The 15,695-nt window shown below is 34.7% G+C and carries 14 protein-coding genes; 2 read left to right on the top strand and 12 right to left on the bottom strand.

The features are described from left to right. Positions 1–55: 55 nt before the first annotated feature. Positions 56–631 carry a thioredoxin family protein gene (locus tag EG358_RS13200; RefSeq protein WP_076559982.1) on the top strand — a complete coding sequence of 192 codons (576 nt, stop codon included), beginning with the start codon at positions 56–58 and terminating at the stop codon, positions 629–631. A 36-nt stretch (positions 632–667) separates the two neighbouring features. Here the strand turns inward: EG358_RS13200 and EG358_RS13195 are convergent, their stop codons facing one another. The 4 genes from EG358_RS13195 to EG358_RS13180 all read right to left on the bottom strand — a co-directional run bounded on the left by EG358_RS13195 (position 668) and on the right by EG358_RS13180 (position 6,227). After that, entirely contained in the window at positions 668–2,029 is a 1,362-nt protein-coding gene (locus EG358_RS13195; RefSeq protein ID WP_076559984.1) for an aldehyde dehydrogenase, read from the bottom strand. A 43-nt stretch (positions 2,030–2,072) separates the two neighbouring features. Beyond that, the gene (locus EG358_RS13190) at positions 2,073–3,635 is read right to left on the bottom strand and encodes an MFS transporter (RefSeq protein WP_076559986.1); all 1,563 of its coding nucleotides are present in this window, start codon (positions 3,633–3,635) and stop codon (positions 2,073–2,075) included. A gap of 202 nt (positions 3,636–3,837) precedes the next feature. Continuing rightward, positions 3,838–4,884: an HlyD family secretion protein gene (locus tag EG358_RS13185; RefSeq protein ID WP_076559988.1), complete on the bottom strand. Its 1,047-nt coding sequence runs from the start codon at positions 4,882–4,884 to the stop codon at positions 3,838–3,840. A 5-nt stretch (positions 4,885–4,889) separates the two neighbouring features. Then, positions 4,890–6,227 (bottom strand): TolC family protein, encoded by a 1,338-nt coding sequence (locus EG358_RS13180; protein WP_228421327.1) that lies wholly within the window; start codon positions 6,225–6,227, stop codon positions 4,890–4,892. A gap of 136 nt (positions 6,228–6,363) precedes the next feature. On the opposite strand from EG358_RS13180, the gene EG358_RS13175 reads away from it, so the two are divergent. Next, a complete protein-coding gene (locus EG358_RS13175) occupies positions 6,364–7,167 on the top strand; it encodes a helix-turn-helix domain-containing protein (RefSeq protein WP_076560014.1) in 804 nt (267 codons plus the stop codon). A 356-nt stretch (positions 7,168–7,523) separates the two neighbouring features. On the opposite strand, the gene EG358_RS13170 is transcribed toward EG358_RS13175, so the two are convergent. From EG358_RS13170 to EG358_RS13135, 8 genes are all read right to left on the bottom strand, one after another. Then, the gene (locus EG358_RS13170; RefSeq protein WP_076563147.1) at positions 7,524–8,513 is read right to left on the bottom strand and encodes an IS110 family RNA-guided transposase; all 990 of its coding nucleotides are present in this window, start codon (positions 8,511–8,513) and stop codon (positions 7,524–7,526) included. A 398-nt stretch (positions 8,514–8,911) separates the two neighbouring features. Next, a complete protein-coding gene (gene rplI, locus EG358_RS13165) occupies positions 8,912–9,433 on the bottom strand; it encodes a 50S ribosomal protein L9 (protein ID WP_076558799.1) in 522 nt (173 codons plus the stop codon). A 181-nt stretch (positions 9,434–9,614) separates the two neighbouring features. Continuing rightward, entirely contained in the window at positions 9,615–9,917 is a 303-nt protein-coding gene (gene rpsR / locus EG358_RS13160; RefSeq protein WP_034757623.1) for a 30S ribosomal protein S18, read from the bottom strand. A gap of 35 nt (positions 9,918–9,952) precedes the next feature. Continuing rightward, positions 9,953–10,294, bottom strand: coding sequence for a 30S ribosomal protein S6 (gene rpsF / locus EG358_RS13155; protein ID WP_076558797.1), 342 nt, complete (start codon positions 10,292–10,294; stop codon positions 9,953–9,955). A 140-nt stretch (positions 10,295–10,434) separates the two neighbouring features. Next, complete coding sequence (locus EG358_RS13150) at positions 10,435–11,766, bottom strand: T9SS-dependent choice-of-anchor J family protein (protein ID WP_076558795.1); 1,332 nt, start codon at positions 11,764–11,766, stop codon at positions 10,435–10,437. Positions 11,767–11,858: 92 nt separating this feature from the next. Beyond that, on the bottom strand, positions 11,859–13,208 hold the full coding sequence (locus EG358_RS13145; protein WP_076558793.1) for a chloride channel protein: 1,350 nt from the start codon (positions 13,206–13,208) through the stop codon (positions 11,859–11,861). 223 nt (positions 13,209–13,431) lie between these two features. Beyond that, positions 13,432–14,751 (bottom strand): dihydrolipoamide acetyltransferase family protein, encoded by a 1,320-nt coding sequence (locus tag EG358_RS13140; RefSeq protein WP_076558791.1) that lies wholly within the window; start codon positions 14,749–14,751, stop codon positions 13,432–13,434. 63 nt (positions 14,752–14,814) lie between these two features. Beyond that, positions 14,815–15,642, bottom strand: coding sequence for an SAM hydrolase/SAM-dependent halogenase family protein (locus EG358_RS13135; RefSeq protein ID WP_076558789.1), 828 nt, complete (start codon positions 15,640–15,642; stop codon positions 14,815–14,817). Positions 15,643–15,695: the final 53 nt, after the last annotated feature.

The following is a 15,695-nucleotide window of genomic DNA, read 5'->3' as shown; positions in this document are numbered from 1 at the left end:
AAAAAAATATGGTTTCATTTTTGCTGGTAATAACTATTATTTTTATTTTTAAAGTATGAAAAAAATGTCGTTAGTAGCTCTTCTGGCTTTAAGCACTTTGGCTTGGGCTCAGAAGATTGAGAAACCAACAAAAGTTAAAAATTCAAGCGATAAAGCTTTGTTGGTAAAGAGTGATGCAGCAGAACTGGAAGCGAAGAAAAAAGCTGCGGCAGAAGAAAAAGCAAAGTTGCCTAAGCCTTACGATCCTAAAGCGGATGCACAAGCAGATATTAATAAACTGGTAACTCAGGCTAAGAAAGAAGGTAAAAACATTATGATTCAGGCGGGTGGAAACTGGTGTATCTGGTGTTTGAGATTCAATCAATATGCACAGACAACTCCGGAATTGAAGAAAATGGTTGATAAAAATTATCTTTATTATCATTTAAATTATTCTCCTGACAATAAAAATGAAAAAGTTTTTAGTCAGTATGGAAATCCGGGAGAGAAGTTCGGTTATCCTGTTTTTATTGTTTTAGATAAAAATGGTAAAATGATTCACATCCAGCAAAGTGATGTTTTGGAAGATGGAAAAGGATACAGTTTAGAAAAAACAAAAGAATTTTTCAATCAGTGGGCTCCAAAGTCATAAAAGTAAAACCGGGAAAATTATCCCGGTTTTTTTATTTTACATAAATTTTTTAATCCAGCCTAGTTTTTTCTCGGAATAAGGCGGATATTTTATGTCTGGTTCACCCCAGGTTGCTCGTTGTAAAACAGCTTTTTGATGTGAAAAGGTTTCAAAACCAAATTTTCCGTGATAATTTCCGATTCCGGAATTCCCAACACCCCCAAAAGGAAGATTTTCATTTCCTAAATGCATCATTACATCATTAATACAGCCGCCTCCAAAAGAAAGTTTATTCGTGAAACTTTCTTTTTCTTCAGCATTATTGGTGAATAGATATGCAGCTAAAGGCTTTTCCAATTCTATAATTTCATTTAAAATTAAATTGAAATTAGTAAAAGAAATTACAGGTAAAATCGGTCCAAAAATTTCTTCCTGCATCACGTCATCTTTCCAATTAATATTTGTGAGAATCGTTGGTTCTATGTATAATTTTTCTTCATCATATTCTCCTCCAACATAAATCTTTTCATGATTAACTAATTTAATTAACCGTTCAAAATTCTTTTTGTTGATGATTTTTGTATAATGTTCAGATTCAGGTTCATATTTAAATTGCTGAATATTTTTTCTAAGCATTTCTAAAAACTGCTCCTGTACAGATTCTTCGACCAATAAGTAGTCCGGAGCGACACAGGTTTGTCCAGCATTTAAAAATTTGCCCCAAATAATTCTTTTGGCTGCCACTTCAAGATTGGCATCTTTTGTAATAATTGCCGGAGATTTCCCTCCTAATTCCAAAACAACCGGGGTTAAATTTTCTGCAGCCGCTTTGTAAACGATATTCCCGACTTTCGTACTTCCTGTGAAAAATATTTTATCAAATTTGAGCTTTAGAAGTTCTGTTGTTTCATCAATTCCGCCTTCGTAAGCGAATAAATATTCTGGTGGAAAATTTTCATTGATGATTTTTACCATTGCTTTCATGGTATTTTCAGCAATTTCGCTTGGCTTTAAAATACAGGAGTTTCCGGCTGCTAAAGCTACAACGATTGGAGATAACGAAAGTTGATAAGGATAATTCCATGCGCCGATCACTAAAATATTTCCTAAAGGTTCGGAATGAATTCTACTTTTTCCAATCTGATTAACAAGATTTGTGCGTACTTTTTTAGGTTTTGAAAGCGACTTTAAATTCTTTAGATAATACTTAATATCATTTAAAATAAAGGAAATTTCTGTGGTAAAAGTGTCAAATTTTGACTTTCCAAAATCTTTGTAAATAGCTTCGTATAAAAGATTTTCATTTTGTAAAATCACATCCCGAAGTTTTTCAAGATACATTTTTCTGAATCTTATATTTTTCGTTTGCTGTGTTTTAAAAAATGCTTTCTGTTTTGATACGACTTCCTGAATTTCCATAAATCAATTTCATGAATGATAGCAAATTTTCTGCCTAAAAACTTTACATAATATTTCTGACGGCAATCCTTATCGGATGATACAGTAAAACCACAAATGCTGTTATTAAAGCTAACCAAAATAATCCGGTAAAAATCTCCATATTAGACAACAACATTGCCTGTGCATTTATTTTAGCTTTAAAAGCTCCTGCGGTTAGGGATAAAGATTCATTTATGGGAAGTTGCGTACTATTTGATCCAAAAAGTTGGTTCCATTGCGAGGAAAAAATCGGATTTGTATCAGTAAACTCAGAACTTAAGGTATCAGAATGTTTTAACGTTAAAAAAAGCATTAAATTCTGCATTAAAGCGTAACCGATCGCAGTTGTCCAGAAACGGGTTGTAGTTCCTAAAGCAGTGGCATTGGCAACATAATCTTCCGGCGTTCCTGAAATTAAAAAGAAAACCAAAGGCGTAAATAATAAACCCTGCGCAATTCCCTGCAAAAATAAAGGCGGACAAATCGTTGAAAGGGTAGTGTCCGGATAAAAAGTGTAGGTAAACCAGGCGCAATCAACCGCCAATAAAATAAATCCGGTAAAAAAAACAATTCTTGAGGAAACACCTTTCGTTAAACAAATTCCGGATAAAAATACACCGATAAGTGTTCCGGCAACATTCCAATATTGTATATCGACGATATAATCCCAAGGCCATTTCCAAACAGTTGCCATGATGGCGTAGACATTATTTAAACCTGAACGAATCAAATAAAAAATAAAAAACAATAAGATTCCGACGATCACATTTTTAGAACTAAAAACTTCAAAATGAAAAAGTGGACGCTTAGAATTTCTCTGTTTTAGCATAAATAAACCTCCCGAAATCAGAAAGATGAAAAAACTTACAATAATGATGTCAGATTCAAACCACATCAGTCTTTTCCCGTAGATAATAGCATAACCTCCTGATTGTAAACATGTCCAAAGTAAAAACCAACTTGTAATATCTAACTGATACAAAGGCTTTTTTGGGAAAAACCTGTTTCTATTAAAAATGGCAATTCCGACAACTAAAATAAAAACATGAAAATAAACCATCATTAAAATCATATGCTGAAAATCATAATCTTCAATACTCGATTTTAATAAAGAAGTCGTAATCGTTCCGCCCGTCAACATGATGGAATACATGAAAAGATAGGCGATGATTTTGGCGTGTCTGGTTTTTAATTCGGCGATAATTAGCGGTAAAAAAATAGCACCTTCCAATACTCCGAAAATTCCTTCCAAAAATCTGATTACCAAAATAGCATAATAATTATTGGTAACCGATAATAAGTAGAGTATGATGACCGAAATGGAAGACATTAAAAGTACATAATATTTCACACTGAAATACGCCATAAACCGCTGTATTACTAAAAGTGTAACCACAAATGTTCCGTACATTAAAATCATTAAATATTGAATATCGTCTGAATCTACATCCATAAAAGAAGATGTGAAGGCGCTATTAGAATGTAATATCGACAACAACATCAGGTGAGGAAACAGCGCTAAAACCAAAAGAGGAATCTTCAGCCATTGCGGCACCCATCTATGATAAATTGTATTGTGTTGCATGATTTTTTTGAAACAAAATGCGAAAAGACAAAAGGGCAAGGGTGTAAAAGTAAAGGTAAGATGGCAAACTTGCGATTCTGTCTTTTCGCTAAAATATTTTAATTTGAAAATTTGATAATGAGATAATTTAAAATTCGAGCCGAATATTTTTACTCTAAAACTCTAAAACTCTAAAACTCTAAAACACTCCCACCCTCAAACTCTAAATCTTTTTAGCACTCACCAGAACATTCATTCCGGAAAGTAGTTTTTCGTTGTTTTGATGATTATTAAGAATAATTTTCACCGGAAATCTTTGTTCTATTTTCACGAAATTTCCTGTTGCATTATCGGGCTTTACTAATGAGAATTGCGAACCTGAAGCTGGAGAAACCGAAACTATTTTTCCTTTAAATTCTACGTCAGGATAAGCATCTGCTGTGATGATAACTTCTTTATTCTGGTTGATCTGCCCCAACTGAGTTTCTTTATAATTGGCAATGATCCATTTTTCTTTGCTTACAATTTGAACCAAAGCCTGACCTTCTTTAATCAACTGACCTTCCTGAATGGTTTTCTTACCAACCCAACCGTCGTAAGGAGCTGTCACTACTGTATAAGAAAGGAAAAGCTTAGCATTGTTCAAACTTGCTGAGCTTTGCTGAATCTGACTTTTTACCGGAGCAACTTTTGTTTCCTGTTCATTTACACTTGCTCTCACTGCATTTTTCTGCTGCTCTAAAGCTAAAAGGTTTGCTTTTGCCTGCTCATAAGAAGCTTTGGCATTTTCAAACTGTTGTTCGGTTGCGGCATCTTCTGAAACCAGGTTTTTGTACCTTTTAAAATCCTGTTCGGTTCTCCAGATGTCGATTTTTGCGGAAGTAATTTTAGCATCGATGATTTTATTATCGCTTGCTTTGGTATTTACGCCACTTTCGATGGTGTTAATATTCTCAGAATTGGCATTAAGGCTGGCTTCAGCCATTTTTACCTGATTGACAAATTCACGATTATCAATTATAATTAAAGTGTCTCCTTTGTGAACGAATTGATTTTCATTAAACTTAATCGTTTGAATGAATCCTGAAACTTTGCTTGAAACCGGCGTTATATATTGTTCGATCTGTGCATCGTTGGTCGTCACGTTTTTTCTTGAAAAAAAATAGAAGCTCAGCATTCCGGTAATTCCTGTTATAATGAGAATCCAGGCCAATAAAGTAATCGTTTTGTTGATTCTTTTTTCCTTTCTTGTTAATTGCTTTTGTGCCATAGTTTTTATAGGTTTCCAATCGCATATTGGAGTTGGTAATATTTTAGCTGACGATTTATTTTTACTGAAATTAGATTAGATTGAGCTTCTAAATAAGCATTGTCAGCATCAATTAATTCGGTAATCAAGCTTAATTTATTGCTGTATTTTGTTCTTACAATTCTGTAGTTTTCTTTAGCCTGGTTGATCGCTTCTTCTGCAATTTTTACCTTCTGATCGGTTTCTTCAAATTTCTTGTAAGTTTCGTAAACATTGTGTCTGATGTTCTCTTCATTTTCTTCGATCTGTAATTTTGCAAGAGTAATATTTTCCTTTGCTTCCTGCATTTTGTATTTATTTTTATAGAGACTTTCGATAGGATAAGTAAGATTGACTCCAATCATTCCTAAACGATAGGCATATGGTTCGGGCGGAAAAAACATCATATTCGGATATTTTAAAAAATATTCTCCACCAGCAGTTATTTTCGGTAAATAATTCGCTTTTGTAATTTTTTGATCTATTTCTTTAAGCGAAAGATTTTTGTTGGCCATTTCTACGGATTCGTTTTTATGCAAAGCTGTTTCTGTTAATTCATCCACGTAAGGAATTTCTGCATTCTCCGAAATCAAATCTTCCGTGTCAACATGCATTTCCTGATTTTCGGAAAGTGAAAGAATAGTTTTTAATTTATGTTCGGCAATCTGTACATCGTTATCCAATTCTGTCCAACTCATTTTATGATTAGAAAGCTGTAAAGAAGTTCTCAGGACTTCATTTACTGTCACGACGCCATTTGCTTTTAAGGCTTTGACTTGTTTGATATTGACAGAATCTTCGTGCATTTTATCATTAATCAAACCTTGCTGCTCTTTTAAATGATGAATCTGAAGAAAAGCGGTGATGATTTCCATCTTCAATTGTCTTTCGTTCAAATGTGTTTTTAATGAAGAAATTTCAGTGTCAATAGCTGCTTTTTTCTCTGTATTTTTAATTTTTCCACCGATGTAAACCGGAATGGAAGCCGAAAGCGTAAAATCATACATTCCATTGATGATGTCATACTTTGTCGCTTTTCCAAATACGCCATTTTCATGTTGAAAAAGATTTGAAACCTGATTATAACTTGTATGAAACTCAATTTCCGGGAGTTTTTCCATTTTGAGATCTTTTTCTTTGGTTTCCGACATTTCGTTTTTCAAATGACTGATCTGAATTTTTTTATTGTTCTTTAATCCAATCTCAACTGCTTGCTGTAAGCTGAGATGTTGATAATCGATCATCTGTGAGTGTAAAAGATTGCTTATTAGTAATAAGCACAACGCCATACAGTGATATCTGTGTGCGTTAAATATCATTTTCATAAATTTATTAAAGGTTTTTTGCTAAATTGATTTTGATCCTGCAAATTTACGCAGTGATAACGAAGACATGATTTGTGAAAACAGAAAAAAATTTGTCCATTTACGCCAAATTGATTTTTTTTCATACCTTTATTTTATGAATGACAGTCATTTTGGAGCCGTTGAAGAATTAGATGCAGAGTTTTATATATATCATGTTCTTGCAGGCAATGTGAAAACAGAGATTCATCATCATAGTTCTGCGCAATTAGTGTATGCAGAAGGCGGTATTGTACATGTTTTTACTGATTTGAAACACTGGTATTTACCGGCACGATGCTTCATATGGATTCCCGCTGGAACACCGCATTATATTTTTTCTACAAGTCCGAAAGTAGATTTATATAATTTTTATTTTAAAAAAGAAGAAAATGAAGATGGCTTTTTTGATGAAATTAATATTTATTCCGTCAGTCATTTATTGAGAGAGATGATTTTATATACAAAAGATTGGGATGGGAAAATCACAAAGAATGATGGTGCTAATTATTATTTCCTTAAAGCTTTAAAAGGTATTTTACCTGAAAAACGAGATAAAAAACTGGCATTTCCGGTTCAGCATCCTTTTCCCAATGATGAAACTTTATTGAAGGTTGCCCAATACATTCATGCTAACCTTGAAAAGCCTTTAACCATTGAATCTACCGCAAAAGAATTCGGAATGAGTACAAGAACGCTTTCGAGAAAGTTTAAAGAGATTTTGGGTATGAATTACGTTCGTTTTCTGCGTGCATTGAGGATTACACGTTCCTTAGAATTAATGATTGAAGAAAAGTACAATATGTATGAAATCGCCATGATGGTGGGATACAACAGTCTGTCGTCTTTCAGTAATATTTTCAAAAAAGTAATTGGAATTCCGCCGACTGAATATCTGCATAAATTGAAAGGGAATACTTGAGTGGGAGAGTTTTTGGGTGGGAGTGTTTTAGAGTATTGGAAGTGAAGTGTTTTAGAATTTTTAGTTCGAAGTTTTGTGTCATTGCCAGAAATGACGTGACGAAGCAATCTCTTTAAAAAAAATAATAAAGATTGTCACAAAGTTTGTCATCCTGAAAGGATCTAGGCGATAGTTTTCATAACTAAGTCTCCATAAAGAGAGTTTAGATTCCTACGGAATGCTAAAGTGGAATTAGTTTTTAATTTGCTTATCGTTTTATTTTGAGATTGCTTCGTCGCTACGCTCCTCGCAATAACAGAAATGGAATGAAAGATAGATTTCCTAGCCCCGATGTTCTATGTTACTATGCAAATTATTCAGGTTAAAATTTTAAAGTTTTTTTGATAATCTGGTTGATAATTGATTTTATTTTTTACCACTCCAAAACATATTCTCAGTAGCTTGTTACATACTGCAATTAAAGCTAATTTTTTAGGTTTCCCCTGAGAAAGAAGTCTTTCATAAAACTCTTTACATTGTTTGTTATGCTTAATTGCCGTCCACGAACAAACATATAACAAGCCCCTGATATGATTCTTTGAGGTTCTGCATTTTCCCGGGGAATATGATTTCTTTCCCGATTGATAAATACGGGGTGCCAAGCCAAAATATTTAGATAATGATTTTGCTGAATTAAAGTTTTTAAATCCTGAAGTAGCCGTCATCAGTTGAAGAGATGTCTTTTCACCAATGCCAGATACACTTTGTAGTAATGCTTTTGTTTCCTTAAACTCTTCATCCTGGAGCCCAGGGAGACGGCTTATAACTTCTTTAATCTCTTTTTCTAATTGTTGTAATCTTCTTTCATAATGTTTTTCTGTGTTTGGATTAATCTGAGCATTATAGCGAAGAGATTTTAACTTCACTCCATATCTCCTTTTTTCTTCCTCCAAATCATTGAGAAGCTTTAGTTCCTGATCAAGATGTTCAATATCAACACTTTTAGAAGTATAAATATCAGGTTTAAACATCTCTCCGTAAAGCCTGATCAGCTTGGCATCTTCAGCATCTGTCTTGCTGATGATGTTTTTCATCCTTGCAAAATGCTTAACAGACATACAGTTTATCAGACTTGATTCAAAGCCCTGAACTAAGGATAAATGTAAAATACGACTGCTGTAATTTCCTGTGGCCTCAATGACAAAACAATAATCTTCTATCCGCAGTTTCTTTAGAAATGACAAAATAGAGCGCTGGGTATTTTCTATATTAAAAACCTGATCTCTGTTTTCAAAATCATTAAAGCTTACTGTTAAAAACTTCGCTCCGACATCTACTCCAATTACTTTTTTTGATATTTTTGACATACAAAATTCTTTTTTAAAGAAGTTTTCTTCTGATCCACCATGGTAAAAGTTATGGCTAAACAACGTTCTATCCGGATTTGGAAGAAAACAGCAGCAGGGGAATAAAATCGGGGACGATATCTAAGTATCAGTGAAGCGTCTGCCTTTATCCTGCTGCTTTTATCTTTAGGTTAATTTTTTAACTAATTTATTAAAGTACATTTACTAATGCAAACTTACCATAGAAACGGTTACCCCGCAACAGGGAGTGGGGAAGTTTGAGAGTTTTGGTGTGGGAGAGTGGGTGGCGTGAGGAGTATGAGTGAATAGCGGGAAATAACTTCTAAAAAATATAATAAAAACAAAAAAACCACTTCAAACGAAGTGGTTTATATTTTAGAGAAAAATCTCTTGAATTCTTATGCTTCTTCAGAAGGAGTTTCTTCTACTTTAGCTACTGGCTTCGGAGCAGCTGGTTTTGGAGCTTCTACCGGTGCGTCAGATACGATGTCGAATTCAAAGTTGTACTCAACATTTCTGTGTAATCTGATGTTTGCAGTTACTTTACCAGTTCTCTTGATCGTGTTTCCAGGAATTTTGATATACTTCTTATCAACAGTAACTCCAGCTTTAGCAAGAGCAGCAGAAAGATCTGCATTGTTGATAGATCCGAATAATTTATCACCAGAACCTACTTTTGCAGGGATAGTAATAGAAGTTTTCTTCAATTGATCTACTACACCGTTTGCTGTAGCGATTAATTTAGCTTCTTCTTCTTTTCTAGCTTCCAAAGTAGCTTCAAGAGCTGCAATGTTTTTAGGAGTAGCTAAAAGAGCAAAACCTTGAGGTAATAAGAAGTTTCTTGCATAACCTGGCTTTACATTTACTGTGTCGAATTCAAGACCTAAGTTTTCTACGTCTTTTTTAAGAATAATGTTCATTGTTGTTGTCCGTTTTTTAGTTTTAGAGAAAAGAACAAAGAAAAAAGAAGAAAGACCAATGTCTTAAAAATTATTTCTTTTCTTCAATCTAAAAATCGTTAGAATTAAATTATTTATTCAGCAACTTAAAAAAAGAGAAAAAGATCAAAATCTTTTCTCTTTTCTCTTGTTTCTTTTTAGCTTATTTCAATAAGTCAGCTACGTAAGGCATCATAGCAAGGTGTCTTGCTCTTTTGATAGCCGAAGAAACTTTTCTTTGGTATTTCAAAGAAGTTCCAGTGTATCTTCTAGGTAAAATTTTACCTTGCTCGTTTACGAATTGTAATAAGAAATCAGCGTCTTTGTAATCAACGTGCTTGATTCCGAATTTTTTGAATCTACAGTACTTTTTATCAGTTTTAGTATTGATATCAAGTGGTGTAAGGAATTTTACTTCAGATTCTCCTCCAGCTGAGGCTTGTTTAGCCATATCATCTATTGCCATGTCTTGTCTTTTTTAAATTTTGGGTTAATAAATAATTAAGCTCTTGAAGCTTTAAGTTTAGTTCTTCTAGTTACAGCGTACTCGATAGCGTGCTTGTCTAGTTTTGTAGTAAGGTAACGAATTACTCTTTCGTCACGTTTGAATGCCAATTCTAAGTCAGCAACTACAGTTCCTTCACCTTTAAACTCGATTAAAGTGTAGAATCCATTCTTTTTAAGTTGAATAGGATAAGCTAATTTTTTTAATCCCCAATTTTCTCTAGTGACAATCTCACAGTTCTTTTCTTTCAAAAGATCTACATACTTGTTCACTGCTTCCTCCACCTGAGCTTCAGATAGAACGGGAGTTAAAATGAAAACAGTTTCGTAATTGTTCATAATGTTAAATGAATTTGTTAATTATTTCGAGGTGCAAAAATATGAAATCTATTTGTAATATGCAATATGCAGCGGATTATTTATAAAACTAAAAAGACCCGTAAAAACAGGTCTTTTTAATTCATCTTAGAATAAAGTAATTATTTCTTGATTATTTTTGCAGACTGCAAACCGGTTTCTGATTCTGCAGTTATTACATATGTTCCGGGGATTAAGCTGGAAACATTAAGCATTGGTTTGTTTGTATTTACTACTTCAGTTAACACATTTTTGCCACTCAGATCATATATTTTTACTGATTTTATTTTTGATGCTGAGTCAATATTCAAAATATCAGAAACAGGATTAGGATATATTTTTAGATTTGAATCTTTTTTAGCAACATCATTTACAGATAGAGATGAAGTAACGTTTACAGTGTAATCTTCTGCCTGTCCGTAATCTGAGCCTTCACAAGGATCGGTAAGATCTGTAGTTCCATAGATTTTCTTAACTCTCATTCTTGTATTGCCCGATAGAGCTGTTGTAGGCACCGTAATAGTGTGTACAGCCTGAAGAGCATCTGTACCAGTAGAGTTGGTAATAGTTTGTGTTACGGCATAAACTTCTCCAGGATCATTGAGATTTCCGTTTTGATTCCAATCAATAAAAACTGCAAAGTTACTCGCATAGTTTCCGCCGGTATTCCCTTTTAAAGTAATGTCATACGACTGGCCGGATGTAACATTAGCTGTTTGGGAAAGAAAAAATTCATGACTGTTTCCTGTATAGGCAGTGGCAGCAGTTGTGTTATTAATTCCTGCAAAATTTACCAGTGTTATTGGCTCATCGCCATCTTCACCAAATAAACTGTCTTGAAAAGAAAGAGGGCCACAATAAGAAAGCGGTGGTGCCACATAGGTAAAATCTACTTTAATGTTGTCGACCATCAGCATAAATTTATCTGTGCTATTATTTACAAAAGCAAATCTAACGTTTTGGCCTATGTAAGGAGTTAAGCTTGCTGCCCGGCTTGTCCAGTTACTGTTTTCACCGGTGGTACTGTAAAGTTCGACTGTGAAATCTGCAACTGTGTTGCCTGCATTTGGAGCAAGCATTACTTTGTAGCCGTCGGGATAATCTGCATCCTGCGCTTTTGCATCCCAGTATAAAGTAGGTGAAGCTCCGGAAACAGGAATTGTTGGTGAGATTAGCCAGTCATTTGAAGTTCCGGCTGGTGTATACCATGAGGTACTCATTGCTGCGTAATTTCCGGCAGGGCCTCCAAAACTTCCGTTAGCTCCATCTCTGTCGATGCGGTTCCATCCATTAGTTATAAAATTTACAGAGGTTGCAGGTGTTAATCCATCTACATTTAGTACAGTCCAGGCTGCTATTCCCTGACCATTTCCATCAAAGTTTTCCAGAAATATCTGGCTGAAACCAAATACGGGAAACCCTAACAGCATTACATTGAGTAATTGTCTTTTCATAATAATTAGTTTTTGTATTCTTTCCCAAGTTAATAAAAAATTGAATACAATTCTAATATAAGTGATATTTGTGGTATATTTTTAAGAAAATTTTAATCTTTCCTAATTTCTGCTAAGAAGTTCATCTTCAAGACATCATATAAAGAATGTCTGCTTACTAATATTGAAAATAATGAAGAAACCATTCCAGCCAACATTAAATGGAAGATCAAAGAATGCCTGTCGGTCATTTCTAAAACAATAATGGCAGAGGTAAAGGGAGCTCTCGTTATTCCGGTAAGAAACGCAACCATTCCGGCCAGAATTACAACGTTGGTTTCATTAGGAGTTAAATGGATTATACCCGAAATTACAGAGCCAATACTTGCACCCGCCGTTAAAGCCGGGGCAAAGATTCCGCCTGCGCCTCCGGAAGTAAAAGATAGGGCAGGGCCAAGCATTCTTAACAAAGGAACGTACCAATCTTCATGTTTGTCGCTGGTGAACAGAACACGTTCCATAATTTCTTTTCCTGAACCTAAAACTTCTCGGCTTATAAAAAATGAAATGAAAGCAATGACTAAAGCACATCCTACAAGAAATAATACATTGGCTCTGTCGTTTTTCAGTTTTCTTTTTTTCCAATCATTTATCTTAAGCATAGTTACTGAAAGCTGGCTCGCCAAAATTCCTGCAACGCCTGCAACCAAAATAATAGGAAACATCACCATCAGTGAAACATCATTAGTTTTAGGATAGCCTAAATATAAATAAGAACCTGCTAAAGTCTGCGCGGTTAAACCTGCGATGATAACTGCCGTAAAAAGCGCTGTTTTAAAGTAATTGATGTGTGTTTTTGATAATTCTTCAACTGCAAACACGATTCCACCAAGAGGCGTGTTGAATGCAGCTGCCAATCCGGCTGCAGCACCGGTCATAATCATGTTTTTTTTAGATATTTTTGGCCACCATTCCGGAAGATATTCATTCACTTTTCTGAAAATAGAGCCAGCAATCTGAATCGTAGGTCCTTCACGACCAACAGCTCCGCCTCCAATTACCAAAACAACGGAAGAAATGATTTTAAATACAATGATTTTTATACTTAAAAGACTTCTGATTTTTGTGTGTTCTTTAGGATTTGCCAACTCTACAGCGGCCATTACCTGTGGAATTCCGCTTCCTTTGGCATTGGGCGCAAATTCTTTCACCAGCCACCAGGATAAGACAAATCCGATGGGAGCGATAATAAAAATCATCCAGTCGTGCCATTCTAAAATGAAATGAAGCAGATTTTCTCCCCAAGCAAATATTTTAGCATACATGACCGCAAAAAAACCAGTAATCACCGAGCCTATCCAAAAAGGAATTGCCTGAAGCAAATTATGTTTCAGCTGTTCGTTTCGGATGTTATCGAAAGATTTTTTAAGACCTTTTCGGATGTAGACCAATATTCTACGCATGTCTCAAATCTAAACTAATTTTTACGAATATGAAAATTTTATAACCAATTCTGATTGCTAAATTTTGAAATTCATAATAAGTAGATTTCTGAAGTTTTTGAATTTAATTTAAAAGCTTCAGATAGATATAATAATTAATGAAAAGACACAAAAAAACCTCCGAAAAAAATCGAAGGTTTATACTTTGATTGGTGAAAATTACTTATTACCAATTATTTATTACTTATATCTCAGTGTTCAAATCCCAGTTTTGAAGGTAATCATGAACATGTTTCAACATCATTCCGCCTAGAGAACCGTCTACCACTCTGTGATCGTAAGAATGAGACATGAACATCAACTGACGAATAGCGATTACATCACCATCTTTAGTTTCAAGAACAGCCGGTTTTTTAACGATAGCTCCGATTGCCATGATAGCAACCTGAGGCTGAGGAATAATAGGAGTTCCCATTAAGTTTCCGAAGCTTCCTACGTTAGAAATAGTATATGTTGCGCCCTGAGTATCTTCAGGTCTTAATTTTTTGTTTCTTGCTCTGTACGCCAAATCGTTGATCGCTTTTGCCAACCCTGAAAGTGATAACTGATCGGCATTTTTAATTACAGGAACGATAAGATTTCCGTCTGGTAAAGCAGTTGCCATACCGATGTTGATATTTTTCTTCTTGATGATGTTATCACCATTGATAGAAACATTGATCATAGGGAAATCCTGAATTGCTTTTACAATTGCTTTTACGAAAATAGGCATGAAAGTCAATTTTTCACCTTCACGTTTTTCGAACATATCTTTGTTTTTAGCTCTCCATTTTACAACGTTGGTAACGTCTGTTTCGATGAAAGATGTAACATGTGGAGCAATATGTTTTGCCTTCACCATGTTTTCAGCAATGATTTTTCTCATTCTGTCCATAGGAATGATTTCGTCACCTGCAGCTGTACTTATTGTAGTTGCCGGCGCTGAAGTTACTGCTGGTGGAGTAGCTGTCGTCTGAGCAGGAGCAGCTTGTTGCGGAACTGCCTGTTGAGGCTGGTTTCCTCTGTTGGCAACGTGCGCTAAAATATCTTCTTTGGTAATTCTACCTTCTAAACCGCTTCCTTTGATGGTTTTTAGTTCAGATTCAGAAATGTTTTCTTGTTGTGCAATAGATTTTACAAGTGGAGATAAATAAAGATCTCCCGAAAATTCTACGTGAGAAGTCGCCGTTGCGCTTAAAGGCTCTTCAATTGCTTGAATGGTTGCTGCGTCGGGAGTTGTAGTTTCAGTTTTTACTTCTTCAGAAGCTGTGTTTCCGCCTTCTCCTTCAATTTCTAAAATAGCGATGGCTTCACCTACTTTTGCAACTTCGTCTTTTTGTTTTAGGATTTTTACAATTTTCCCCGAAACTGGTGTCGGAACGTCTGAATCTACCTTATCTGTTGCAATTTCTACTACCGAATCATCTTCCTTTACCTGGTCGCCTTCATTGAATAACCAAGTGATAACTGTAGCTTCCATCACGCCTTCACCCATGGAAGGAAGCAATAATTTGTATTCTGCCATTTTTAAATTTTAGATTTTGACAAATATATAAAAAAAATCGGTTTTTTTATGAAATAGATAATTTTAGAAAAATTCTATGTAAATATTTTCTCCCACATTAAGCCCGAAAAGCGTTTTTGCACCATTTTTTTTGCTGCCTTTGTAGATGGTTAATTCAAGTTGATCACTGTCGTTAAAGATGGCTGCAGATTGCCCATGATACTCGGTTTCTCTTTCCCAGTCTACTACCAATTCGGTATGGCTGGAATATATTTTTGAAAGACTTAAGTTCCTGAATTTGATGGTAAAACTTTCAAAACCTTTAGCTAAAGTTTCAAAAAAATCTTTATTAATATTTGATATTATATTTCCGAAATTATCAATATACATCACCTCGCCAATGATCATTTTTTCAGGCTCATTGTAAACCGGTTTTGGGAACAAAAGCTGTTTTGCAGATTCTATCTTTCTGCCGATTACCTCCGGAAGCCCGCCATTGGCCAAATGTACGGCCACAGGAACAAAAACGTCGGTAGAAGTAAAGTTTACCACATCATCAAATCTGTTGTTGAGCGTGATTTCGTAAATCGCTTCAGGTTTGATGTCAAAAAAAACCAGACTTAGAAGCCCGTTATCTGCTGCCAGAAAATAATGCCCGTCTGCTTTATATAAAATATTTTTTCTTGATTTATGAAAAAAACTGTCTACAGAAACAATATGAATGGTTCCGCTTGGGAAATATTTGTAAGCATTTCTTACAATATAAGACGTCTGAATAAGGTTGTAAGCCTGAATATCATGGGTAATATCTACGCTGTTTACCTCAGGATTTAAAGACAGAATTTTTCCTTTCATAGCCGAAACTCTGTAATCTAAACGTCCGAAATCTGAAGTGAGGGTAATAATTGACATGAATAAAAGAGATGAACTGCAAATTTATCTAAAATAAAAAGAAAGAAACAGCT

The sequence above is a fragment of the Chryseobacterium indoltheticum genome (assembly GCF_003815915.1).
GTDB lineage: Bacteria > Bacteroidota > Bacteroidia > Flavobacteriales > Weeksellaceae > Chryseobacterium > Chryseobacterium indoltheticum.
Note: the sequence above shows the minus strand (reverse complement) of the source record. Positions and strands in the feature narration are given on the sequence as shown.